The following is a 24,227-nucleotide window of genomic DNA, read 5'->3' as shown; positions in this document are numbered from 1 at the left end:
CGGGTTACACGCTTAGCTACGGTTCAACGCGCGCAGGATGGCGGCACTTTCAGCATCCGGCGTGCCATCAAACAGCGACGGCCGGAAGTGCATCTGGAACGCCGCGATCACATGCCGCGTGGCGACATCCAGCTCACCAGTCTGGGGTGTCTGGTAGCCCAGGCGCGCCAATTCTTCCTGGAACCAGGTAACGCTCGGCAGGTCCGCCGCGTACTGCATCTGGAACCGCGCCACGGCCTGAGCATCCGGCCAGATCCCCAAGCCCTCGGCGGCCAGGCGCTTCCACGGGAACAACGGGCCCGGGTCGAGCTTGCGCAACGGCGCAATATCGCTATGGCCGATGATGTTCTTGGGGTCAATGCCATTGCGCTTGCTGATGTCCTTGAGCAACACCACCAGCGACTGCACCTGCGCCTCGGAATACGGATACCAGACGCGGCCTGTTGGCGTGTCGCGATAACCCGGGTTGACGATCTCGATGCCAATGGAGCTGGAGTTGAGCCAGGTGCGGCCCATCCACTCGCTTTCGCCGGCGTGCCAGGCGCGCTGGCTCTCATCCACCAGCTTGTAGATGGTGCCGGAGGCGTCGTCGCCGATCAGGTAATGGCTGCTGACCTGGCCGTGCGTCAGCAGCGCCAGGGAGCGTTCAAGGTTGGTTGAGGTGTAATGGACAACGACGAACTGCACGCGGTTGTCGTGGTTGACCGAAGGATGGCTGGTGTCCAGCCGTGGGCCGCTGGCGCAGCCGGCAAGCAGGAGAAAGACGAAGGCGAAGTAAATGGATTTCATGGCGGAAGACATTACGCTGAAGACGATAATGCAACAGTGTAACGTACCGATTGTTGCTGGGCGGTCAAATTACAAAATGGAACATCTTTTAGGCCGCCTGCACCTGGTTACGCCCCGCCGCCTTGGCCCGATAAAGCGCTTCGTCGGCACGCTTGAGCGCCAAGTCACTGCGCTCACCCGGCTGCAACTGCGCCACGCCCATCGACACCGTGATCGTCACCGGCTCGCCCTTGAAGTGGAACGGGCACGCCTCGATCGCAGCACGCAGCACTTCACCCACGTCCAGGGCATCCGCCAAGGCTGAGTCGGGCATCAGCAACACAAACTCCTCACCGCCGAACCGCGCAATAAAGTCGCTGGGGCGCAGGCGCTTACGCAGCACATTGGCGATGATCTTCAGCACCTTGTCGCCTGCCAAGTGGCCGTAGCCGTCGTTGATACGCTTGAAGTGATCCAGGTCCAGCATAGCCAGCGAAAGACTGTTACCGCGCTGGTGCCAGGCATTCACTTCATGGTCCAGGCGTTCACTCCAGGCCGCACGATTGGGCAGACCGGTGAGCGGATCGATCAACGCCTTCTGGCGTTGTACCTCCAAGTGCTCGCGATAGCCTTGGGCTTCCTGCTCCATGTTCGCCACACGCTCAGCCAGGCCTTTAAGGCGCGCGGCCACTTCCTGCTCGCGCTGGTCACGTTGCTGCTGGTGCTGGTCCATGGTGCCGAGCAAGCCTTCAAGGTGGCTTTCGAGCACATGCTTGAGGCTGTCCAGGTCGGCCGCGTCCTGCACACTGCTTTGCAGGCCATCGACTTGTTCACGAATCTGCGTGTCCAGCTCCCGCGCCGCCGAGCGGCTGTCGGCGTGGCCGTCACTGGCCACTTGCAGATGACCCTGTAACGCTTCGAGGCGCTCATTGAGCTGCTTGAGATACGCCTCGAACTCATGCTGGCCGCTGTCGGTGATCGCCAGCATGAGCACGGCCAGGTCATCGAGGATCGGCAGCAGTTCGTACCAGTTCAAGCCGTGGGCCAGTCGCTCGCGCATGGCTTCGGCCTGGGGCCGGTGGCGCTCGGGCAGCGACAAGTCCTCCAGCAGGCCGAGCAAGGTGTCTTCGATATGCTTGGCGACCGAGCTATAGGACGGCTCGGGCGAGTCGGGCAGGGCGTAGGTGCCGTCCGCTTGCAGCGCATCCGGGTCGGGCTCGGGGCTTTCCAGCACGGGCGGAAGGGACAAACTGCCAATGGTCGTTTCATCCGGCGTATCGACCTGAGCCTGCGGTGCCTCAATAAACGCGGCGAGGGCGCTTTCGGGTGCGGCTTCGTCGACCAGCGGCTCCTGCACTTCGGGCGCAGGCACCTCGATAGACAAGGCGGTTGCCTCGACCGGCGCGGGCGCCTCGAACACAAATGTTTCGCCGGCCAACTCTGCCACTTTGACGGGTTCAGCCGGCTCAGCAGGCGCGGGGGCCGGTGCTTGCGCCAGCGGCGCGAAAGCTCGCAAGGCTTGGGTAAGCTCTTCCGATTGCACCGGCTCCTTCGGCTCAGGGGCGAGTTTGGGGGCAGCGGGCTTTGGCGCAGCGGGCTCAGGGGCAGCCAGTGGCGCGGCGTCGACCACCGGCGCCTCATTCGAAACCTCTTTGGTACCGAACAGGCGTTGCAGCAGGCCCGGCCCAGCGCGCGGGGTTTCACCCTCCGGCTCCAGGTTATTCAGTGCCTGCCCCTGCAGACTGCTCAATTCACTGAGCAACAGCGGGATCTCCCGCGCCTGCCCGACTCGGCCATCCAGCTGCTTGGCGAAGGTTTTCAGCGGGCGGGCCACCTCGCGCGGCAGCGGTAGCTTTTGCAATTGGGCGACCAGGGCGGTGAGCGCGGTGCTGATCTGGTCGACCCGGGTTTCGCGGCGTTGCTCAGAATCCAGTACGGCTTTTTCCAGGCGCGGCAGCAAGGCGGCGAGGGCGGCGTCCATGTCGTCGGTGCGCACGACGTCGCGCATCTCCTTCATGCATTGGTCCACCGCACGGTCGGTCCCTTCAGCCGCCAGGGTGCTGCGCACCAGCCCACGACGCAGCAGATCGAGGCGGGCAGCCCAGCGGCGTTCGAGCTTGTCTTGCTGCTCGATGCTTTTGAGGTATTTCTCTTTCCAACGCTGGGCGTCGTCGCTCATGCAAGGGGTCCGCTGGTGCCTGGGCTCAATGCGGGGTATGCATCAGCCGTGAGCGAACCCGGCAGACGAATCTCTACCGCAACCGGCAGGTGATCGGAGATGGGCTGCGCCAGTACCTGCACACTTTCGAGCGTGAGGGTCGGGCTGAGCAAGATATGGTCAAGACAGCGTTGCGGGCGCCAGCTGGGAAACGTGGCTTCGACTTGCGGGGCCAGTAACCCGAGGTCCCGCAACGGGGAATTCTGCAGCAGGTCATTGGCATGGGTGTTCATGTCACCCATCAACACCTGATGTTTATAGTTGCCGATCAATTCACGAATGTAGGCAAGCTGCAGGTTGCGCGTACGCCCCCCGAGCGCCAGGTGCATCATCACCACCACCAAGGCTTCCGGGCCTTCGCCGAAACGCACGAGGATCGCCCCGCGCCCCTTCGGACCCGGCAACGGATGATCTTCGATGACGGTCGGCTTCAAGCGACTGAGCACACCATTACTGTGCTGCGCCAGGCGCCCGAGGTTGCGGTTGAGTTGTTGATACCAATACGGGAACGCTCCGAGCTGAGCCAGGTGTTCCACTTGGTTGATGTAGCCGGAGCGTATGCTGCCGCCGTCGGCTTCCTGCAGGGCGACCAGGTCGAAGTCGTTCAGCAGGTTGCCGATCTTTTGCAGGTTACCGGCCCGCCCGTTGTGCGGCAGCAAATGCTGCCAGCCACGGGTGAGGTAGTGCCGGTACTTCTCGGTACTGATACCCACCTGAATATTGAAGCTGAGCAGGCGCAGGCGGCTGTCTGCCGGCAGGCCTGTGGATTCCAGGTGGTGCTCGTTGACCTGCGGATCATGCAGGCCAACCACACGTTCAGTACCCCAGCGGCGCATGGTAGGCCCCTTACTTGGCTGCGCGCTCTTTGGCGATCAGTTGGTCGGCAACATTGAGGGTTTGCTCAGGACCACCGGTAGTGCCCAGGTCGAAACGGTATTTGCCGTTGACGATCATGGTCGGTACGCCCTGCACGCCGTATTTCTGCGCGAGTTCCCTGGCCTGTTTGATCTGGCCCTGGATAGCGAAGGAGTTGAAGGTGGCCAGGAACTTGTCCTTATCGACGCCTTGGGTGGCGACAAAGTCAGCCATGTCTTCAGGCTTGGTCAGGCGCTTGCCTTCTTTTTGAATCGCGTTAAACACCGCGTTGTGGACCTTGTGCTCCACACCCATGGCTTCCAGGGTCAGGAACAGCTGGCCGTGGGCATCCCATGGGCCGCCGAACATGGCCGGGATGCGTTTGAAATTCACGTCGGACGGGAGTTTTTCGACCCAAGGATTGATGGTCGGCTCAAAGGCGTAGCAATGCGGGCAGCCATACCAGAACAGCTCCACCACTTCGATCTTGCCTGGCTCCGAGACCGGAACCGGGTTGGCCAATTCAACGTAGGTTTTACCGGCTTCAAGCGGCACATTATCGGCAGCTTGTGCGGTCATGCCGAAGAGGCTGGCAGTGACGAGAGCGGCGCTGAGGATCAGATTACGCATGCTTTACTCCTGGACAAATAAAGTCGCCTCACGCGACCTTTAGGTGTGACAGGTCTACGCGGGCATGAGTTCGTTAGTGTAACGGCACCGGCCACAAAAAAGGGCGGCCTAAGCCACCCTTTTTATGCTTGCATCGATGGATTAATCGAGCGTTAACGTACTGCCTGGATCAATGCAGGCCCTGGATATAGCTGGACAGCGCTTCAATGTCTTTATCCGAGAGTTTGGCCGCAATGTCGGTCATCATTTTGTTACCGGCATCGCCATCGATATAACGAACCTTCTCGCGGAAATCCTTCAATTGCTTGGCCGTGTACTGAGCGTGCTGCCCACTCAAGTGAGGGAAGCCTGCTGCTGCGACACCACCACCGTCCGGAATATGGCAAGCCTTGCATGCCGGCATGCCGCCGATAGGCTGCTCATCAGCGAGCTTGCCGCCGCGGAACAATGCCTGGCCTTTCTCGACCAGTTTCGGATCAGCAGCTCCCACACTGCCCTTCTGGCTGGCAAAATATGCCGCGATGTCCGCCAGGTCTTGATCGCTGAGGTTGGTCAGCAAGCCGGTCATTTCCAGCACCGTGCGCTTACCGTCCTTGATGTCGTGCATCTGCTTGGTCAGGTAACGTTCACCTTGGCCTGCGAGTTTGGGGAAGTTCGGCGCCGGGCTATTGCCATCCGGTCCGTGGCAAGCACCACACACGGCGGCTTTCGCCTGACCCGCTGTAGCGTCGCCTGCAGCATGGGCAACACCGGTGATGCCCAAGGTCAACAGCAGACTCACGATCAGTTTGTTCATCAGCTAATCCAACTACGGCTAAGGGTTTAAGAGTTATCTACCGGGTTTACTCACCATCAACTCAATGATGGCCTGGTAATCCTCAGTACTGCAGTCCATGCACAAACCACGCGGCGGCATTGCCTTGAAACCCTGGGTCACGTGTTGCACCAGCGTGTCCACGCAAACTCGGTTGTACAGCGCCTCCGGATCCTGTGTAGCCTGAGCGCCGTAAAGCGGAACCAGGACACCGAAAGCGAGCAACCAACGGGTCATACATCGACCTTTTCAGGGTTTGAGAGCGTTTTGCGTTCTAATGCGCAATGAAGGTCTTTCGCTCCCGTGAACTTCATCCTTCGCTGGGACAAAGCACACACAAAATCTGCGGCATTATATACTGGCGCTACTGAAACGGAAACGACACCGCTTGCCGCACCCTTTTTCGGCACCGCCCACATCGGAAATCTCATGCAACTCAAGAATCCCATCCTCGGTCTGTGCCAACAGTCCACGTTCATGCTCAGCGCCGCCAAAGTTGACCAATGCCCCGATGACGAAGGCTTTGAAGTTGCCTTTGCCGGCCGTTCCAACGCCGGTAAATCCAGCGCGCTGAACACCCTGACCCACGCCAGCCTGGCGCGCACCTCGAAAACCCCGGGCCGCACGCAACTTCTCAATTTCTTCAAGCTAGACGATGATCGGCGTCTGGTCGACCTGCCGGGCTACGGTTACGCAAAAGTACCTATCCCGTTGAAGCTGCACTGGCAGCGTCACCTCGAGGCTTACCTGGGTGGTCGGGAGAGTTTGAAGGGCTTGATTCTGATGATGGACATCCGTCATCCAATGACCGACTTCGACCTGCTGATGCTCGATTGGGCCGTCGCCAGCGGCATGCCGATGCACATCCTGCTGACCAAGGCCGACAAGCTGACCTACGGCGCCGCCAAGAACACCTTGCTCAAAGTGCAGTCCGAAATCCGTAAGGGTTGGGGTGATGCAATCACCATACAACTGTTCTCGGCCCCCAAGCGCATGGGTCTGGAAGACGCCTACACTGTATTGGCCGGCTGGATGGAATTGGCGGACAAGGGCGCGGAAATCGCCGAGTAACTTTTCTGCAGGCAAAAAAAACCCCGGACTTCGTATGGGGAGGGGAAGTTCGGGGTCCAAGTTCCGGACCGCTAGGGCGGGGTCCAGATATCTGCCAACACTTAACACAACATAGGAGCATTGAAGGGCTTCACCACCCATTCAGTAACTCTGAGTAGCAGTTCACAGGTTAAGTTCCGGCACGCTCAAAAAACTATTGGAAATAACTCGCAGCGCTTTCTGATCTAAAGCGCTCTGCCATCACCTCAGCAATGGCAGAGCCGCGAAATCAGTGCGCCTCGTCCCAGTTGTCGCCTACGCCCACGTCCACCACCAACGGCACATCCAGCTTGGCCGCCGCGCTCATGTGCTCGCGAATCTTCTCGCTGACCTCTGCCACCAAGTCCTCACGCACCTCAAGCACCAGTTCATCGTGCACTTGCAGGATGACCTTGGCATCCAGGCCCGACTCGGTCAGCCAGTTGTCCACCAGCACCATGGCCTTCTTGATGATGTCCGCCGCCGTGCCCTGCATCGGCGCGTTGATCGCCGTGCGTTCTGCGGCCGCGCGCTCCTGTGGCTTGTTGGAGTTGATATCGGGCAAATACAGCCGGCGCCCGAAGAAGGTTTCCACGTAGCCTTGGTCGGCAGCTTGAGCACGTGTGCGCTCCATGTACTCGCGAACGCCTGGGTAGCGCGCGAAGTACACATCGATGTACGCCTTGGCAGTCTTGGTATCGACGCCAATATCCTTGCCCAACTTCTGCGCGCCCATTCCGTAGATCAGGCCAAAGTTAATCGCCTTGGCACTGCGACGTTGATTGGACGTGACCTCAGACAATTCAACCTTGAACACCTCAGCCGCCGTAGCGGTGTGCACGTCCAGGTCGTTGCGAAACGCATTCATCAAGCCCTCGTCCTTGGACAAGTGCGCCATGATCCGCAGTTCGATCTGCGAATAGTCCGCCGCCAGCAGCTTGTAGCCCTTGGGCGCAACAAACGCCTGGCGAATGCGCCGCCCTTCAGCGGTGCGCACCGGGATGTTCTGCAGGTTCGGATCGCTCGAAGACAAGCGCCCAGTCGCGGCCACCGCCTGATGATAAGACGTGTGAATACGGCCGGTACGCGGGTTGATCTGCTCGGGCAGGCGGTCGGTATACGTGCTTTTCAGCTTGCTCATGCTGCGGTACTGCATCAGCACCTTGGGCAGCAGGAAGTCATCTTCGGCCAACTTGGCCAACACTTCTTCAGCCGTAGACGCTTGGCCCTTGCCGGTCTTCTTCAACACTGGCAAACCGAGCTTTTCGTAGAGAATCGCCCCCAGTTGCTTGGGCGAACCCAGGTTGAACTCTTCACCGGCGATCTCGAACGCCTGGCGCTCCAGCTCAACCATCTTGTTACCGAGCTCGATGCTCTGGATGCCCAGCAGCGCCTTATCCACCAGCGCGCCCTGGCGTTCGATACGCGCGAGCACAGGCACCAGCGGTATTTCGATATCAGTCAGCACACTGGCCAGGCTCGGTATGGCCGCCAGTTGAGCGTGCAATGCCTGATGCAGGCGCAGCGTCACGTCGGCATCTTCGGCGGCATACGGGCCGGCCTGTTCAAGTGCAATCTGGTCGAAGGTCAGCTGCTTGGCGCCTTTGCCGGCGATGTCCTGGAAGCTGACGGTGTCGTAGTCCAGGTACTTCTTGGCCAGGCTATCCATGTCGTGGCGGGTCGCGGTGGAATTCAACACGTAGGATTCAAGCATCGTGTCGAAGGCGATACCGCGCACCGTGATGCCGTGCGCAGGGTCACCACCGATGGCGCAATTGGCCAGGATGTTCATGTCGAATTTGGCGTGCTGGCCGACCTTGAGCTTGGTCGGGTCTTCCAGCAGCGGCTTCAACGCCAGCAGAACCGTGTCACGATCCAACTGCTGCGGCGCGCCGACGTAGGAATGGGTCAGCGGGATGTAGGCCGCTTCGTGAGGCTGTACGGCAAAAGACACCCCAACCAACTGCGCTTGTTGTGCGTCGATCCCGGTGGTTTCGGTATCGAATGCGAACAACTTGGCCTCGTTGAGCTTCTTCAACCAGCTATCGAATGTCGCCTGCTCAAGAATCGTGGTGTAGGACGCCTCCACAGGCGCAGCCTCAACCACCTCAACGGCCGCTTCAGCAGCCGGGGCCTTGAGCTCAACACGCTTGGCATCGCGCTGAATCTCATCAATCCAGCTCTTGAACTCAAGCAGCGTATACAGCTCCAGCAGCTTCTCGCGGTCCGGCTCAACCAAGTGCAGATCTTCCAGCCCCACGTCCAGCGGCACATCGATCTTGATCGTCGCCAGCTGATAGGACAGGAACGCCATTTCCTTGTGCTCTTCCAGCTTGGCCGGAAGGTTCTTGGCCCCGCGGATCGGCAGGGTCGGCACGATATCCAACTGCTCATAAAGCTCTTTGAGGCCGCCGTTAACGCCCACCAGCAGGCCGGAAGCGGTCTTAGGACCAATGCCCGGAACACCTGGGATGTTGTCGGACGAATCGCCCATCAGCGCCAGGTAATCGATGATCTGCTCGGGAGCGACACCGAATTTCTCCTTCACGCCCTCGATGTCCATCGCGCTACCGGTCATGGTGTTGACCAAGGTAATGTGCCCGTCGACCAGCTGCGCCATGTCCTTGTCACCGGTGGAAATCACTACCGGGCGGTCCGCCGCCGCACTGCTGCGGGCCAGGGTGCCGATTACGTCATCGGCCTCGACGCCTTCGACGCACAGCAACGGGAAGCCCAGGGCGATCACGCTTTGGTGCAGCGGCTCGATTTGCAGGCGCATGTCATCGGGCATGCTCGGGCGGTTGGCCTTGTATTCGGCGTACATGTCATCGCGAAAGGTCCCACCCTTGGCGTCGAACACCACGGCGAACGGGCTGTTCGGATACTGCTTGCGCAGGCTTTTGAGCATGTTCAACACGCCCTTGACCGCACCGGTCGGCAGGCCTTTGGAGGTGGTCAGCGGTGGCAGCGCGTGGAAGGCGCGGTACAGATAAGAAGAACCGTCCACCAGGACGAGGGGGGCTTGGCTCATGAGCAGGATCAACCTTTTCGGCGGGTCAGGCGCTAGAATAGCCGGACCAATGACGACAAAGGGACAAGGTTATCATGCGTACAGTAAATCGCCTGTTGTTGACCGGCTTGATTGCGTTCTTGCCGCTGGCCGCCACGGCAGCTGACAGCGCACCCTCGGGAGACCCGGAAGTCACGATCCGCACCGAAGGTGACAGAACCATCCAGGAGTACCGCCAAAACGGTTTCCTGTACGCGATCAAGGTCACCGTAAAGGGCGCGCCACCGTATTTCCTGGTGCGCGCGGACGGAACCGATGCGAACTTCATCCGTTCTGACCAGCCGGATATGCTGATCCCGTCATGGAAGATCTTCGAATGGAAATGATTTCTTAACTTAAATTGGCGCCGCCCATCGCGGCGCCCGTACTGGCAGTTTTAACCATGTCTGTGTTCACCCCGCTGGCTCGGCCCGAGCTGGAAACCTTTCTCGCCCCTTACGGGCTCGGCCGCCTGCTTGATTTCCAGGGGATTGCCGCCGGTAGCGAAAACACCAATTTTTTTATCAGCCTGGAACAGGGCGAATTCGTCCTGACCCTGGTTGAGCGCGGCCCGGTCGCAGAAATGCCGTTCTTCATCGAGCTGCTCGACGTGCTCCACGACGCCGACCTGCCGGTGCCCTACGCCCTGCGCACCACCGACGGCGAAGCCCTTCGCGAGCTGAAGGGCAAACCGGCGCTGCTGCAACCACGCCTGGCCGGCAAGCACATCAAGGACGCCAACGCCCAGCATTGCGCCCAGGTCGGCGACCTGCTCGGCCATCTGCACCTGGCCACGCAAGGCGAGAAAGTGCTGGAGCGCAAGACGGATCGCGGGCTGGACTGGATGCTCACCGAAGGTGCGCAGCTGATTTCGCACCTCAACGACGCCCAGCAACACCTGCTGCAAGACGCGCTGACCGAGATCGAAGCCCACAAAGCCGAAATTCTCGCACTGCCGCGCGCGAACGTTCACGCCGACCTGTTCCGCGACAACGCGATGTTCGAAGGCACGCACCTGACCGGGCTGATCGACTTCTACAACGCCTGTTCGGGCCCGATGCTGTACGACGTGGCAATCGCTTTGAATGACTGGTGTTCGGACGCCGATGGCGTGATCGATGGGCAACGCGCTCGGGCACTGCTGGGTGCGTACGCGGGTCTGCGGCCGTTTACGGCGAAGGAAGCCGAGCTGTGGCCGACTATGCTGCGGGTGGCGTGCGTGCGGTTCTGGCTGTCGCGGCTGATCGCCGCTGAATCGTTTGCCGGGCAGGATGTGCTGATTCATGACCCGGCCGAGTTCGAGCACCGGCTGGCGCAGCGTCAGCAAGTGACTGTCCACCTGCCGTTCGCACTTTAAAATGTGGGAGCGGGCTTGCTCGCGAAGGCGGTATATCAGTTAAAGATGTATTTACTGACACACCGCCTTCGCGAGCAAGCCCGCTCCCACACAAGCCAGCTCCCACATCGGTTATGCGGTGATGGTTAGAGCGATTCCAGGCACCCAGCCAAGTCGTTCCCCAACTTCTCCAGCACCTGCTCATATCCCTGCGCCGTCGCCGGGGTGTAACCGCCCAACGCGTCCAGTTCCGCCAGCTTCACCGGCAACCCGGCCACCAGGGTTTCGGCCAAACGTGGGCGCAATGGCGGCTCGCTGAACACACAGGTCTTACCCACTTCCTGCAACCGCGTGCGCATCGCCGCCACATGCTGGGCGCCTGGCTGCACTTCTGCGGCGACGCTGAACACGCCGGTGTGCTTGAGCCCGTAAGCGTCTTCGAAGTAATCAAAGGCTTCGTGGAACACGAAGTAAGGCTTATCGCCCACCTTCGCCATTCGCGCTTTCAACCGGGCATCCAACGCGTCCAGACGCTCATCGAACGCCTTCACGTTGCTTTGATACCGCGCCGCATTGGCCGGGTCGGCAGTGCTGAGGTCAGCCGCCATGCGCGCTGCAATCACGCGCGCGTTGACCGTCGAAAGCCACAAGTGCGCGTCAAGGCTGCCTGGCCGGTGATCGTGGTCATGTTCGTCGGCATCATCGGCATGCGAGTGGCTATCTTCGGCGAAACGACGCAGCTTCATCCCCGCCAGGTCTTGTACGGCCACGGTCGGCAGGCTACGCCCCTTGAGCACGCGCGGCAGGAAGCTTTCCATGTCCGGGCCAATCCAATACAGCAGGTCCACCGACTGCACGCGCCGTACGTCGGATGGGCGCAGGGCATAGTTGTGCGGCGAAGCGCCGGGCGGCAACAACACCTCCGGAATGGCCACGCCGTCCTGTACCGCCGCGGCGATCAACTGCAGCGGCTTGATGCTGGTCAGCACTTTGACATCGGCCTGAGCCGCCCCGGCGATGAACAAACTGGTGACAAATACGACAAAAACGGGAAAAAGTCGGGACACGATGACCACTCAATGACGTAGGAACGGGTAACATAATAACGTCTCTATCAAATGTCTGTCGCCGCTCATGCCTAAAACACCGCTTGCCAGCCGTCCCCACGACCACTCTCACTGCGTGCATACCGCGCTGTCAGAGGCCGACACCCTGTGCGCCCGTCAAGGCCTGCGCCTGACCGCGCTGCGTCGCCGGGTGCTGGAATTGGTGTGGCAGAGCCACAAGCCGCTGGGCGCCTATGACATTCTGGGCGTACTCAGCGAGCAGGATGGCCGCCGCGCCGCGCCGCCCACGGTGTACCGCGCGCTGGATTTCCTGCTGGAAAACGGCCTGGTGCACCGCATCGCCTCACTCAATGCCTTTGTCGGCTGCAACCACCCGGAACACGCGCACCAAGGCCAGTTCCTGATCTGCCGCGAGTGCCACGCCGCCATCGAACTTGAACAAAAAAGCATCAGCGACGCCATCATCAAGAGTTCCGCCGAGGTCGGCTTCCGGGTCGAAGGGCAAACCGTCGAAGTGGTCGGGCTCTGCTCGGGTTGCCAGGGGGCTTGATGAGCAACGCGTTAATCCGCCTGGAGCAGGTCGGGGTCACGTTCGCCGGGCAAAACGTGCTGGATAACATCGCACTGAGCGTGGAACCTGGGCAGATCGTCACGCTGATCGGCCCCAACGGCGCCGGCAAGACCACCTTGGTGCGCGCCGTGCTCGGCCTGCTCAAGCCCGACACCGGCAGTGTATGGCGCAAGCCCAAGCTGCGCGTCGGCTACATGCCGCAAAAGCTGCATGTGGACCCGACCCTGCCACTCTCCGTGCTGCGTTTTTTGCGCCTGGTGCCCGGTGTAGACCGCGCCCGCGCCCAGGCCGCACTCAAGGAAGTCGGCGCCGAACAGGTGATCGACAGCCCGGTCCAAAGTATCTCTGGCGGTGAAATGCAGCGCGTGCTGCTGGCCCGCGCCTTGCTGCGCGAGCCTGAATTGCTGGTACTCGATGAGCCCGTGCAAGGCGTCGATGTCGCTGGCCAGGCCGAGCTGTACAGCCTGATCACCCGCCTGCGCGACCGCCATGGCTGCGGCGTGCTGATGGTTTCCCACGACTTGCACCTGGTCATGAGCACCACCGACCAAGTGGTGTGCCTCAACCGCCACGTCTGCTGCTCCGGCCACCCGGAACAGGTCAGCGGCGACCCGGCGTTCGTCGAGCTGTTCGGCAAGAATGCCCAGAGCCTGGCGATCTATCACCACCATCACGACCACGCCCATGATTTGCATGGTGCAGTAGTCGACGATCCCGCCGCCCCCCACACCCACGTTCATGGAGATAGCTGCAAGCATGGCTGATTTTCTGCTCTACGCCCTGCTGGCAGGCTTGGCTTTGGCACTGGTGGCGGGCCCGTTGGGCTCGTTCGTGGTCTGGCGGCGCATGGCCTATTTCGGCGACACGCTGTCGCACGCCGCGCTGTTGGGCGTGGCCATGGGCTTTTTGCTCGATGTCAGCCCGACCATCGCCGTCACCGTCGGCTGCCTGCTGCTCGCGGTGCTGCTGGTAACCCTGCAACAGCGCCAGCCGCTGGCGTCCGACACATTGCTCGGCATTCTGGCGCCGAGCACCTTGTCCCTCGGGCTGGTGGTGCTGAGCTTCATGCATGAAGTGCGCATCGACCTGATGGCTTACCTGTTCGGCGACTTGCTGGCGATCAGCCCTACCGACCTTGCCTGGATCCTCGGCGGCAGCGCCGCGGTGCTGGTCTTGCTGGTGGCCCTGTGGCGTCCGCTGCTGGCTATCACCGTGCACGAAGAGCTGGCCACGGTAGAAGGCCTGCCCGTGCCGGCGCTGCGCATGACCCTGATGCTGTTGATCGCCGTGGTGATTGCTGTCGCGATGAAGATTGTCGGCGTATTGTTGATCACGTCACTGCTGATCATTCCCGCAGCCGCCGCCCAGCGCCACGCCCGGTCACCCGAGCAAATGGCGATCGGCGCCAGCCTGTTGGGCATGCTTTCAGTGTGCGGGGGCCTGGCGCTGTCGTGGTTCAAGGACACACCGGCCGGTCCGTCGATTGTAGTCACGGCGGCCGCCCTCTTTCTGCTGAGTTTTGTCCTGCCCCGTCGAGGGGTGTAGACTTGCTCGCTTTTTGCGCAAATAGAGAGTCGCAGGAATGAAGCTGTTCAACGCCCGTTATCTGCTCCTTGCCGCATTTTCCCTGCTGCTGGGCGCCTGTCAAAGCACACCGCACGCTGCCCCCCAGGTACCGGACGCACGCGCTGCGGCCATCGCGCAGCTGGAGCAAAACCTGGCCAGCAGTGAGCTGGCCACCGCCGAAGACGAACTGGCCGCCTTGCAGGCCCAGTCGCCCAACGACCCAGCCCTGGAAACTTACCAGCGCCAGTTGGCCGAAGCCTACCTGCAGCGCAGCCAGATCGTGCTGCAAAAGGGTGACGTCAACGCCGCCGCCACCGCACTGAGCCGTGCCCGCGCCCTGATGCCCAAGGCACCCGCGCTGACCGGCGGCGTCAACAGTGCCATCAGCCATGCGCGTAAAGCCGAGTTGGACAAAGCCGAAGCCGCCTTGAAAGCCGCCGAAGCCAAGCCTGCCGCCAAGGTCATCGACCCCGCGGCCGAAAGCACCACAGTGGCACTGAACCTCACCGATATTGAAGAACTTCGCCATCAACTGGACGCGATCGCCACCGATGTGGTGAATTACCAGTGCGATGTGACCATCCAGGCGCCGCGCACGCAGGATTACCCGTGGCTGGCCACATTGCTGACCAAACGGGTGAAGCGAATTGATTCGGAGTTTGACCTGAAGATTCACCGGCAGATTGTGAAACGCATCCCGGCGCAGGTTGTTTTGATTCCGCGCAAGTCGCGATAAAGCATCGCGGGCAAGCCCGCTCCCACCTTTGAATGTATTCACAGTTCAAAATGTGGGAGCGGGCTTGCCCGCGATAGCGGTCTAACAGTCAACCAAAAGCTTAAGCCGGAATAGCCTTAGCCTTCGGCTCCCGATCCCAAACCCGATGCTGCGCAATCGCCGCAAAGAACGCCTTGAACGCCTTCGCATCCGACCCCACGATCAGCCCCGCATCCGCCTCAAGCTTCAGCAGATCCAACAATGGCTTGGCATCACTGGCAACCGTGATCGCCTTCAGGTGCTTGTACGCCTCCAACAGGAAGTGCAACGCCACACCGTCGCCACTCAAAGCCTGCACCGACTTGGCGCCGCCCGGTACGAACACCGCATCAAACGCAATCGACGGCATGCCTTCCATCGACGCATCCACTTTCAGGCTCTTGCCGTCGGCCGTGGTCACCGGCGCCGACGTCGGCCCCAGCAGCTTGGCGTGTGCGCCCTCAGCTTCCAGCGCCTTCTTCAACGCATCAATCGCTGCACCATCGACGCCGTTAGCCGCAAGAATCGCAACTTTGCGCGTTTTGATATCGCCCGACAGCAGGTTCACCTGGCTCAATGCCGGCGACTCTTTGAGCGAGGTCTTACGCGGCGGCACCGTACCTTTGGTCGGTGCAGGCAGGCCGAGGTTCTGCGCAACACGCTTGGCCAGCTCCAAGTCGATATTGGCCAGAATTTCGTTGACCTGACGGGCGCGGATAAACTCACGCTCCACCTTGCCCAACTCGAAGCTGTAGGCCGCGATGATGTGCTCTTTCTCGTGGTGGCTCATGCTGTGGAAAAACAGCGTGGACTGGGAGAAGTGATCGCCAAACGACTCACTGCGCTCACGCACTTTGTTGGCGTCGACACGCTCGTAGTAGGTCTCGAAACCACCATCCTGCGCAGCCGGTGGGGTTTCTTTCGGCCAACCGCCATCAATCGAATTCGGCTCGTAGGCAGCACGACCTTTGTCGATCACAGTGCGATGCTGGGCGTCGCGCTGGCCGTTATGGAACGGCGTGACCGGCCGGTTGATCGGCAGCTCATGAAAGTTCGGGCCACCGAGACGGCTGATCTGGGTATCCGTGTAGGAAAACAGACGACCTTGCAGCAACGGGTCGTTGGTGAAGTCGATCCCCGGCACGATATGGCCTGGGCAGAAGGCGACCTGTTCAACTTCGGCAAAGAAGTTGTCCGGGTTGCGGTTAAGCACCATTTTGCCCAGCGGCGTGATCGGCACCAATTCTTCAGGGATGATCTTGGTCGGGTCGAGCAAGTCGAAGTCGAACTTGTGCTCGTCTTCCTCCGCGACGATTTGCACGCCCAATTCCCACTCAGGGTAATCGCCGCTTTCAATCGCTTCCCACAAGTCGCGACGGTGGTAATCGGTATCTTTACCGGCGAGCTTTTGCGCTTCGTCCCACACCAGCGAGCAGGTGCCGACTTTCGGGTGCCAGTGGAATTTCACGAAGCTCGACTTACCTTCGGTATTGATCAAGCGGAAGGTATGAATGCCAAAGCCCTGCATGGCGCGCAGGCTCTTGGGGATGGCACGGTCGGACATTGCCCACAGCACCATGTGCGCCGATTCCGGCTGCAGCGAGACAAAATCCCAGAACGTGTCATGGGCCGAGCCGCCCGTAGGAATCTCGTTATGCGGCTCAGGTTTTACTGCGTGCACGAAGTCGGGAAACTTGATCGCATCCTGAATGAAAAACACCGGCATATTGTTGCCCACCAAGTCGAAGTTGCCTTCGTCGGTGAAGAACTTCACGGCAAAACCACGCACGTCACGCACCGTATCGCCCGACCCACGCGAGCCTTGCACGGTGGAGAAGCGCACGAACACCGGGGTTTTATGCTCGGGGTTACGCAGGAAACCGGCCTTGCTCAGCGCCGAATGGTTCTCATAGGTCTGGAAGTAACCATGGGCGCCGGTACCACGGGCATGCACGATGCGCTCCGGGATACGCTCATGGTCAAAGTGCGTGATTTTTTCACGCATGATGAAGTCTTCCAGCAGCGATGGGCCACGGGCGCCGACTTTCAGGGTGTTCTGGTTGTCGGAAATCTTCACACCCTGGTTGGTGCGCAGCGCCTGGCCGGTAGCGTCTGAACGAAACTCCTCCAGCGCCTGCAGCTTGGCGTTGGTGTTGCCACGGTCCAGGGTGTCGGTGCCCGCGAGTTCACTCTTCGGCGGGGTAGCTGGCTTTTTGGTACTCATCAGACAAAACTCCTTATTCAAAGTGGCCAGAGCGGTCCCCGGCTCGTTTGAGCAAAACCCCAGGCACGGCACCTGGGAAATTGAGTTGCTTAAGTAGTGACTGACACGGTTTTGCACCGTTCCTTTTTTATGACCTTTGATCGCGTTATTGCCAAATCGCTGGTTGAATGAGAAATAAATGCTAAATACCGCTATACGGACAGGCTAAAATGCGCGCCCGGCTAACCGCTGATCCCTTTTCCATGCGCCCCACAAGGTTCGCTACGTGATCGAGTTTCATAACGTCCATAAAACTTACCGCGTCGCCGGTAAGGAAATCCCCGCCCTGCACCCCACCAGCCTGCGTGTCGAAAACGGCCAGGTGTTCGGCCTGATTGGCCACTCCGGTGCGGGAAAAAGTACCTTGCTGCGTCTGATCAACCGCCTGGAGCAACCCAGCGGTGGCCAGATCAACGTTGACGGCGAAGAAGTCACCGCGCTGGACGCCAACGGCCTGCGCCGTTTCCGCCAGCAAGTCGGGATGATCTTCCAGCACTTCAACCTGCTGGCCTCCAAGACCGTTGCCGACAACGTGGCGCTGCCGCTGACCCTGGCCGGCGAATTGTCGCGCAAGGCCATCGACCAGCGTGTGGCCGAACTGCTGGCCCGTGTCGGCCTGTCGGACCACGCCAAGAAGTACCCGGCGCAGTTGTCCGGCGGCCAGAAGCAGCGCGTCGGCATCGCCCGCGCCCTGGCGACCAAGCCAAAAATCCTGCTGTGCGACGAAGCCACCAGCGCCCTCGACCCGCAAACCACCGCCTCGGTTCTACAACTGCTGGCCGAGATCAACCGTGAGCTGAAGCTGACCATCGTGCTGATCACCCATGAAATGGACGTGATCCGCCGCGTATGCGACCAGGTCGCCGTAATGGACGCCGGCGTGATCGTCGAGCAAGGCTCGGTGGCCGATGTGTTCCTGCACCCCAAGCACCCGACCACCAAGCGCTTCGTACAGGAAGCCGAGCAGGTCGACGAAGGCGAGCAGCGTGATGACTTCGCTCACGTGCCTGGCCGTATCGTGCGCCTGACGTTCCAGGGCGAAGCGACCTACGCGCCGCTGCTGGGCACCGTCGCCCGCGAAACGGGTGTGGACTACAGCATCCTCGCTGGTCGTATCGACCGCATTAAAGATATTCCTTACGGCCAACTGACCCTCGCCGTTACCGGTGGGGACATGGAAGCCGCTTTCGCCCGCTTTACCGCGGCAGACGTCCACATGGAGGTTCTGCGCTAATGGAAGTCCTGTTGAGTTTCTTCGCCAATATTGACTGGTCCGAGATCTGGCTGGCCACCGGCGACACCATGACCATGCTGTTCGGTTCGCTGTTCTTTACCGTGCTGCTCGGTTTGCCATTGGGCGTGCTGCTGTTCCTGTGCAGCCCGCGCCAATTGTTCGAACAAAAAGGCTTGTACGCGCTGCTGTCGCTGATCGTGAACATCCTGCGCTCGCTGCCGTTCATCATCCTGCTGATCGTGATGATCCCGTTCACGGTGCTGATCACCGGCACTTCGCTGGGCGTGGCCGGTGCGATTCCGCCATTGGTGGTGGGCGCGACGCCGTTCTTCGCGCGCCTGGTGGAAACCGCTCTGCGTGAAGTGGACCGCGGCATCATCGAAGCCACCCAGTCGATGGGCGCCAGCACGCGTCAGATCATCGTCAATGCCCTGCTGCCAGAAGCACGTCCCGGCATTTTCGCGGCGATTACGGTGACGGCGATTACACTGGTTTCCTACACGGCCATGGCCGGTGTCGTAGGCGCCGGTGGCTTGGGTGACCTGGCGATTCGTTTCGGTTACCAGCGCTTCCAGACCGACGTAATGGTCGTCACCGTGGTGATGCTGCTGGTTCTGGTGCAAATTCTGCAAACCGTCGGCGATAAGCTGGTGGTGCACTTTTCTCGAAAATAACGGCCATTGCCGGCCCCCGCCGGCACATGCCCGAACAAGGAGCTTGTTGGATGAAAAAACTACTGGTTGCTTTCGCCGCCGTTGCTGCGTTTTCCGCCCACGCCGCCGAGACTATTACCGTCGCAGCCTCGCCGGTGCCCCACGCGGAAATCCTCGAATTCGTGAAGCCTGCACTCGCCAAAGAAGGCGTGGATTTGCAGGTCAAAGTCTTTACCGACTACGTACAGCCAAACGTACAGGTGGCTGAAAAGCGCCTGGACGCCAACTTCTTCCAGCACCAGCCGTACCTGGATGAGTTCAACAAGGCCAAAGGCACTCACCTGGTGAGCGTCGGCGCCGTGCACCTGGAACCTCTGGGCGCCTACTCCAGCAAGTACAAAAAGCTGGAAGAACTGCCGGATGGCGCCAACGTGGTGATCCCGAACGACGCCACCAACGGCGGCCGCGCATTGCTGCTGCTGGCCAAGCACAACCTGATCACCCTGAAGGACCCGACCAACATCCTGTCGACCATCAAGGACATCATCGGCAACCCGAAAAACCTGAAATTCCGCGAACTGGAAGCCGCGACCCTGCCGCGCGTGCTGACCCAAGTCGACCTGGCGCTGATCAACACCAACTACGCGCTGGAAGCCAAACTGGACCCGTCCAAAGACGCCCTGGTGATCGAAGGCAACGACTCGCCTTACGTGAACATCCTGGTGACCCGCGAAGACAACAAAGACTCGGACGCGGTGAAGAAGCTGGTTGCAGCCCTGCACACGCCTGAAGTGAAAGCGTTCATCCTTGAGAAGTACAAAGGCGCGATTCTGCCGGCGTTCTGATCTGAATCGATCTCCAAAACACTGAAGATCAAAAAATGTGGGAGCGAGCTTGCCCGCTCCCACATTTGCTTTGCATTGCCTGAAGGATGATCGTTCCCACGCTCCGCGTGGGAATGCAGCCCGGGACGCTCTGCGTCCCACTTCTGAGGTCGCGACGCAGAGCGTCACAGGAGGCATTCCCACGCAGAGCGTGGGAACGATCATGTGCGCTGTAGCAAACCCGGCAACTCTGCCAACGGCTTTTGCTCTCAGCGCAGGGCTGGCACCACCTCATGGGTCAACCATTGGCGCAAACACCGATTCTCCGGGTAGTAGTGGTAGATAAGCAGCGCGTAGACGCCAGACTCACTGACCATCAACGTCGGCGCACAGTGGCCATGAGTGATCAGCGGCAAGGTGTGTTGTTGGTCGGGATCGAGCTTGCGCAGTAGCGCAGGGTTTAGGTGCAGACCCATCAGGTGGCCGATGTCGGAGGCGCTGAACCAGGGTTGGCTGTCGATCAGTACGGCGTGCAACTGGTGATGGTGGCGGGTGAAGACTTTGGGTGTGATCGGTGGATCAGGGATAAGTGCTTGCATTGGGACAACTCCGGGTATGAACAGGAGCTGCCAACAGCCTTCCTACGGGCATGGGTGGCAGCCATACGCGGGGTAGGAACCGAGTACCCAGGGATCTCAGCCACGTCGAAACGTGCCCGCGCATAGCCGCCGCGACTGATAGTACGGGCACAAAAAAAACGCCGCAATCAGACGGTGGCGCTATGACGCCAAGGGTACATAAAAGGGTTCCTACGCCCTGTCACTGAATTTGCAGCGACAGGCCAAAGACTAGCCACCCCAAGACCGTCCAACAAGTTCACGCACAGCGCGACAACACGTGGGAAATCTCCGACGACACCCTGTTCAAACCTTGCACAAAACCCCATGTGGGAGCGGGCTTGCTCGCGAAAGCGGAGTGTCAGTCACCCAATTTATCGACTGATCCACCGCCTTCGCGAGCAAGCCCGCTCCCACAGGTGATTTGTGTTGTTTGCTGGGGTGGTGACCGGCTTACTTACGCGGCTTGATCGTTCCCACGCAGAGCGTGGGAACGATCGTTTGCGCTGTAGCAAACCCGGCAACTGTGCCACCGGCTTTTGCTCTCAGCGCAGGGCCGGCACCACCTCATGGGTCAACCATTGGCGCAAACACCGATTCTCCGGGTAGTAGTGGTAGATAAGCAGCGCGTAGACGCCAGACTCACTGACCATCAACGTCGGCGCACAGTGGCCATGAGTGATCAGCGGCAAGGTGTGTTGTTGGTCGGGATCGAGCTTGCGCAGTAGCGCAGGGTTTAGGTGCAGGCCCATCAGGTGGCCGATGTCGGAGGCGCTGAACCAGGGTTGGCTGTCGATCAGCACGGCGTGCAGCTGGTGATGGTGGCGGGTGAAGACTTTGGGGGTGATCGGTGGATCAGGGGTAAGTGCTTGCATGGTCTAGCTCCTAACGTATCAAGGGACCGCCAAGCACTACTTCCACGTAATGGGTGGCGGCTGTACGCAGGTGTGGAAGACCGGGACGTTAGGCACCCGGCGCGCTCGAAAGCGCCCCGCGCACAGCCACCATAAAACACAGACAAGAAAAAGCGCCTGACACTTGGTGGCGCTTTGTGCGCCTAACGATATAAGGGCTTCCACACCCTGTCACTGAATTTGCAGCGACAGGGCAAAGCCTATCCACCCCAAGAGCCCCCAACAAGTTCACGCACAGCGCGACAACTTGCAGGAAATGTCCGACGACGGATCGACTGATCGTCCCCACGCTCCGCGTGGGAATGCAGCCCGGGACGCTCTGCGTCCCACTTCTGAGGTCGCGACGCGGAGCGTCACAAGAGGCATTCCCACGCAGAGCGTGGGAACGATCAGCGCTTACGGGTCTACTTGCGCTGCAGCAACCCCGGCAACTGCGCCACCAGCTTTTGATTGTTCAACGGCGCACGAATAAACCCACGCTGCGTCCCGTCCGGGCCGATCAGCGCCAGGTTGCCGCTGTGATCGACGGTGTAGTTCGGCTTGCTGGTATCCGCCGGAATAAACGGAATGCTCACCGCATTCGAAACCTTCTGCACATCGTCCACATTCGCGCCGGTCAGGCCTTCGAATTGCGGGTCGAAGTAGCCCAGGTATTGCTTGAGCTGAGCGGGGGTGTCGCGGTTCGGGTCGACGCTGACCAGAATCACCTGCAACTTATCCACCGCCTCTTTGGGCAGTTCGCTCTTGATCTGGCGCAGTTGGGCGAGGGTGGTGGGGCAGATGTCCGGGCAGAAGGTGTAGCCGAAGAACAGCAGGCTCCACTTGCCTTTCAACTCGTTGACCACCACTGGCTGGCCTTCCTGGTTAGTCATGGTCACGGGCGGCAACTGGCGGCTTTGCGGCAGCAGGATGATGCCCGCGTCGATCAGCGCGGTCGGGTCGCCCTGGCCTTTGCCACTGAGCACTTTGTTAACGGTCAGGCCCATGATCAACGCGACGATGGCCACCAGGATAAAGACGGTTTTTTGAGTTCGAGTCATAGGTTCAACAGTAAGTAGTGGTCTACGAGCAGGGCGATAAACAGCAGCAACAAGTACCAGATAGAGTACTTGAACGTGTTGATCGCCGCGTGCGGCTGGCTGCCACGGTACAGCACCCAGGCCCATTGCAGAAAGCGTGCGCCCAATACCAGCGCACAGGCCAGGTACAGCAGGCCGCTCATGTGGATCACATACGGCATCAGGCTCACCGCCAGCAGCGCGAAGGTATAGAGCAGGATATGCACCTTGGTGTAGTGCTCGCCATGGGTGACCGGCAGCATCGGGATGTCGGCCTTGGCGTATTCCTCCTTGCGATGAATGGCCAGGGCCCAGAAGTGTGGCGGGGTCCAGGCGAAGATGATCAGCACCAGCAGCAGCGGCTCGGCGCTGACATGCCCGGTGACGGCCACCCAACCCAGCAGCGGCGGCGCGGCACCGGCGAGGCCACCGATGACAATATTTTGCGGCGTGGCGCGCTTGAGAAAGCCGGTGTAGATCACCGCATAACCGAGCAGCGAGGCCAATGTCAGCCACGCGGCCAACGGGTTAGTGAACGCCAGCAGCAACGCCAAGCCCGCAACAGCCAGAAACACAGCAAAGGCCAATGCCGCCACTGGTGATACGCGCCCTTCTGCCATGGGCCGTTTATGCGTACGCGCCATCACCGCATCAATGCGCCGGTCCACCACATGGTTGACCGCCGCTGCGCCACCCGCGCACAGCGCAATGCCCAGGTTGCCGAAAATCAGCACCGTCCACGGCACTCCGGCGCGAGTCGCGAGGAACATGCCCACCAAGGATGTGATGAGCATCAGCACCACCACTTTCGGCTTGGTCAGCTCCAAGTAGTCGCGCCAGATCGCTTGATCGTGACGCGCGCCGATCAAGGTCGCCATGGCATCTCTCCTTTAAGGGTGATGAGGCCCGAAACGTGTTTGCGTGGAATAAAGCGCCAGCCGAACGGCAACTGATTGCGCACCCGGACCAGGCTGGTACGCGCGTGATAATTGACCAGCACCAGCGTCAGCAATAACGCCGCGCCGCCTGCGTTATGGCCGACCGCCACCGGCAGCGGCAGGCCGAAAGCCACATTGCTCACGCCCAGGCTGATTTGCGCCGCCAGGGCGATCAGCAACAGGCCGGCCAGCCGGGTCATGCCCACTGCGCGCAATTGCCAGGCCAGACCAAGCAGCACCAGCGTGACCAATACTGCGCCGATGCGGTGGGTGAGATGTATGGCGGTGCGCGCTTCACTGTCGAGCTGGCCGCCGAGGTAATTGGGGCCGATATGCTGGGTGAGGTGAAAGCCGTTGGCAAAGTCCGCCGCCGGCCACCACTCGCCATGGCAAGTAGGCAAGTCGACACAGGCCACCGCCGCATAGTTGGAACTGACCCAACCGCCCAACGCGATCTGGCCGATCACCAGCACCAACCCGGCCGTCGCCCAATATTGCAGGCGCCTGGGCACAATCAACGCCGGCAGCACACCGGACAGGCGCAAGGTCAGCAGAAACAGCAGGCTCAAGGTGGCAAAACCACCGAGCAGATGGCCCGTGACCACTTGCGGCCACAGCTTCAAGGTCACCGTCCACATACCGAAAGCTGCCTGGGCAAACACCACCGCTAACACAAAAAGCGGCAGTTTCACCGGCTGGCCCGGATCCCGCCGATGGCTCCACGAACGCGCCGCCAGCAACACAATCAGCAGGCCCAGGGTGCCGGCAAAGTAGCGATGGGTCATCTCGGCCCAACCCTTGTCGGCCTCCACCGGCGTGTCGGGAAAATGCAGCTCGGCGTGGGCCAACTGGGCTTCGCTTTGCGGCACGCTGATAAAGCCGTAGCAGCCCGGCCAGTCCGGGCAACCCAGACCCGCGTGGGTCAGGCGCGTATAGGCGCCGAGCAGCACAACGATCAGCGCCAGCAAGGTGGCAAACAACGCGAGGCGAAATCCAGGTTTGGCCATGA

The 24,227-nt window shown here is 60.6% G+C and carries 23 protein-coding genes and 1 pseudogene; 10 read left to right on the top strand and 14 right to left on the bottom strand.

Annotated elements, in window-relative coordinates; all coding sequences use genetic code 11:
• Positions 1-12: 12 nt before the first annotated feature.
• From PspR76_RS00645 to PspR76_RS00620, 6 genes are all read right to left on the bottom strand, one after another.
• Positions 13-789: an N-acetylmuramoyl-L-alanine amidase gene (locus PspR76_RS00645; RefSeq protein ID WP_159953522.1), complete on the bottom strand. Its 777-nt coding sequence runs from the start codon at positions 787-789 to the stop codon at positions 13-15.
• 88 nt (positions 790-877) lie between these two features.
• Entirely contained in the window at positions 878-2,947 is a 2,070-nt protein-coding gene (locus tag PspR76_RS00640; RefSeq protein WP_159953521.1) for a GGDEF domain-containing protein, read from the bottom strand.
• The gene (locus PspR76_RS00635; RefSeq protein ID WP_159953520.1) at positions 2,944-3,822 is read right to left on the bottom strand and encodes an endonuclease/exonuclease/phosphatase family protein; all 879 of its coding nucleotides are present in this window, start codon (positions 3,820-3,822) and stop codon (positions 2,944-2,946) included. The genes PspR76_RS00640 and PspR76_RS00635 overlap by 4 nt, the downstream gene beginning before the upstream one ends.
• Positions 3,823-3,832: 10 nt before the next feature.
• Complete coding sequence (locus tag PspR76_RS00630) at positions 3,833-4,471, bottom strand: thiol:disulfide interchange protein DsbA/DsbL (RefSeq protein ID WP_159953519.1); 639 nt, start codon at positions 4,469-4,471, stop codon at positions 3,833-3,835.
• A 169-nt stretch (positions 4,472-4,640) separates the two neighbouring features.
• Complete coding sequence (locus PspR76_RS00625) at positions 4,641-5,267, bottom strand: c-type cytochrome (protein WP_159953518.1); 627 nt, start codon at positions 5,265-5,267, stop codon at positions 4,641-4,643.
• 33 nt (positions 5,268-5,300) lie between these two features.
• A complete protein-coding gene (locus tag PspR76_RS00620) occupies positions 5,301-5,522 on the bottom strand; it encodes a c-type cytochrome (protein ID WP_159953517.1) in 222 nt (73 codons plus the stop codon).
• A 192-nt stretch (positions 5,523-5,714) separates the two neighbouring features.
• On the opposite strand from PspR76_RS00620, the gene yihA reads away from it, so the two are divergent.
• The gene (gene yihA / locus PspR76_RS00615) at positions 5,715-6,356 is read left to right on the top strand and encodes a ribosome biogenesis GTP-binding protein YihA/YsxC (protein ID WP_042943980.1); all 642 of its coding nucleotides are present in this window, start codon (positions 5,715-5,717) and stop codon (positions 6,354-6,356) included.
• A 268-nt stretch (positions 6,357-6,624) separates the two neighbouring features.
• On the opposite strand, the gene polA is transcribed toward yihA, so the two are convergent.
• Positions 6,625-9,405 (bottom strand): DNA polymerase I, encoded by a 2,781-nt coding sequence (gene polA, locus PspR76_RS00610; protein WP_159953516.1) that lies wholly within the window; start codon positions 9,403-9,405, stop codon positions 6,625-6,627.
• Positions 9,406-9,479: 74 nt separating this feature from the next.
• Here polA and PspR76_RS00605 point away from each other — a divergent pair, with 74 nt between their 5' ends.
• Together PspR76_RS00605 and PspR76_RS00600 are read left to right on the top strand one after the other, a co-directional pair.
• Entirely contained in the window at positions 9,480-9,770 is a 291-nt protein-coding gene (locus PspR76_RS00605) for a DUF2782 domain-containing protein (protein ID WP_083355922.1), read from the top strand.
• A gap of 56 nt (positions 9,771-9,826) precedes the next feature.
• Positions 9,827-10,780, top strand: coding sequence for a homoserine kinase (locus PspR76_RS00600; RefSeq protein ID WP_159953515.1), 954 nt, complete (start codon positions 9,827-9,829; stop codon positions 10,778-10,780).
• A 125-nt stretch (positions 10,781-10,905) separates the two neighbouring features.
• On the opposite strand, the gene PspR76_RS00595 is transcribed toward PspR76_RS00600, so the two are convergent.
• Positions 10,906-11,835: a zinc ABC transporter substrate-binding protein gene (locus PspR76_RS00595; protein ID WP_159953514.1), complete on the bottom strand. Its 930-nt coding sequence runs from the start codon at positions 11,833-11,835 to the stop codon at positions 10,906-10,908.
• A 58-nt stretch (positions 11,836-11,893) separates the two neighbouring features.
• On the opposite strand from PspR76_RS00595, the gene zur reads away from it, so the two are divergent.
• From zur to PspR76_RS00575, 4 genes are read left to right on the top strand one after another with little or no spacing between them, the layout of a single operon-like run.
• The gene (gene zur, locus PspR76_RS00590) at positions 11,894-12,376 is read left to right on the top strand and encodes a zinc uptake transcriptional repressor Zur (RefSeq protein ID WP_159953513.1); all 483 of its coding nucleotides are present in this window, start codon (positions 11,894-11,896) and stop codon (positions 12,374-12,376) included.
• Positions 12,376-13,161, top strand: a complete 786-nt coding sequence (gene znuC, locus PspR76_RS00585) for a zinc ABC transporter ATP-binding protein ZnuC (RefSeq protein ID WP_159953512.1) — start codon at positions 12,376-12,378, stop codon at positions 13,159-13,161. The genes zur and znuC overlap by 1 nt, the downstream gene beginning before the upstream one ends.
• Positions 13,154-13,942: a zinc ABC transporter permease subunit ZnuB gene (znuB, locus tag PspR76_RS00580; RefSeq protein ID WP_159953511.1), complete on the top strand. Its 789-nt coding sequence runs from the start codon at positions 13,154-13,156 to the stop codon at positions 13,940-13,942. The genes znuC and znuB overlap by 8 nt, the downstream gene beginning before the upstream one ends.
• A 37-nt stretch (positions 13,943-13,979) precedes the next feature.
• Positions 13,980-14,699 carry a PA5502 family lipoprotein gene (locus PspR76_RS00575; RefSeq protein ID WP_159953510.1) on the top strand — a complete coding sequence of 240 codons (720 nt, stop codon included), beginning with the start codon at positions 13,980-13,982 and terminating at the stop codon, positions 14,697-14,699.
• Between the two features lie 100 nt (positions 14,700-14,799).
• Here PspR76_RS00575 and katE read toward each other — a convergent pair whose 3' ends face one another.
• A complete protein-coding gene (gene katE / locus PspR76_RS00570; protein WP_257792546.1) occupies positions 14,800-16,962 on the bottom strand; it encodes a catalase HPII in 2,163 nt (720 codons plus the stop codon).
• Between the two features lie 244 nt (positions 16,963-17,206).
• Between katE and PspR76_RS00565 the strand changes: the two genes are divergently transcribed.
• From PspR76_RS00565 to PspR76_RS00555, 3 genes are read left to right on the top strand one after another with little or no spacing between them, the layout of a single operon-like run.
• The gene (locus PspR76_RS00565) at positions 17,207-18,214 is read left to right on the top strand and encodes a methionine ABC transporter ATP-binding protein (RefSeq protein ID WP_159953508.1); all 1,008 of its coding nucleotides are present in this window, start codon (positions 17,207-17,209) and stop codon (positions 18,212-18,214) included.
• Complete coding sequence (locus PspR76_RS00560; protein WP_159953507.1) at positions 18,214-18,888, top strand: methionine ABC transporter permease; 675 nt, start codon at positions 18,214-18,216, stop codon at positions 18,886-18,888. Before PspR76_RS00565 ends, PspR76_RS00560 begins: the two co-directional genes overlap by 1 nt.
• Positions 18,889-18,938: 50 nt before the next feature.
• Complete coding sequence (locus tag PspR76_RS00555; RefSeq protein WP_159953506.1) at positions 18,939-19,712, top strand: MetQ/NlpA family ABC transporter substrate-binding protein; 774 nt, start codon at positions 18,939-18,941, stop codon at positions 19,710-19,712.
• 248 nt (positions 19,713-19,960) lie between these two features.
• On the opposite strand, the gene PspR76_RS00550 is transcribed toward PspR76_RS00555, so the two are convergent.
• From PspR76_RS00550 to PspR76_RS00530, 5 genes and pseudogenes are all read right to left on the bottom strand, one after another.
• Complete coding sequence (locus PspR76_RS00550) at positions 19,961-20,290, bottom strand: BRO-N domain-containing protein (RefSeq protein WP_159953505.1); 330 nt, start codon at positions 20,288-20,290, stop codon at positions 19,961-19,963.
• A gap of 566 nt (positions 20,291-20,856) precedes the next feature.
• A pseudogene (locus tag PspR76_RS00545) lies at positions 20,857-21,183 on the bottom strand (BRO-N domain-containing protein); the annotation flags it as partial.
• A 443-nt stretch (positions 21,184-21,626) separates the two neighbouring features.
• The gene (locus tag PspR76_RS00540; protein WP_159953503.1) at positions 21,627-22,262 is read right to left on the bottom strand and encodes an SCO family protein; all 636 of its coding nucleotides are present in this window, start codon (positions 22,260-22,262) and stop codon (positions 21,627-21,629) included.
• Complete coding sequence (cyoE, locus tag PspR76_RS00535) at positions 22,259-23,158, bottom strand: heme o synthase (RefSeq protein WP_159953502.1); 900 nt, start codon at positions 23,156-23,158, stop codon at positions 22,259-22,261. Before cyoE ends, PspR76_RS00540 begins: the two co-directional genes overlap by 4 nt.
• A complete protein-coding gene (locus PspR76_RS00530; RefSeq protein WP_159953501.1) occupies positions 23,146-24,225 on the bottom strand; it encodes a COX15/CtaA family protein in 1,080 nt (359 codons plus the stop codon). The genes cyoE and PspR76_RS00530 overlap by 13 nt, the downstream gene beginning before the upstream one ends.
• Positions 24,226-24,227: the final 2 nt, after the last annotated feature.

Source organism: Pseudomonas sp. R76, from assembly GCF_009834565.1.
Lineage (GTDB): Bacteria > Pseudomonadota > Gammaproteobacteria > Pseudomonadales > Pseudomonadaceae > Aquipseudomonas.
This window is presented reverse-complemented; position numbering and strand designations above follow the sequence as displayed.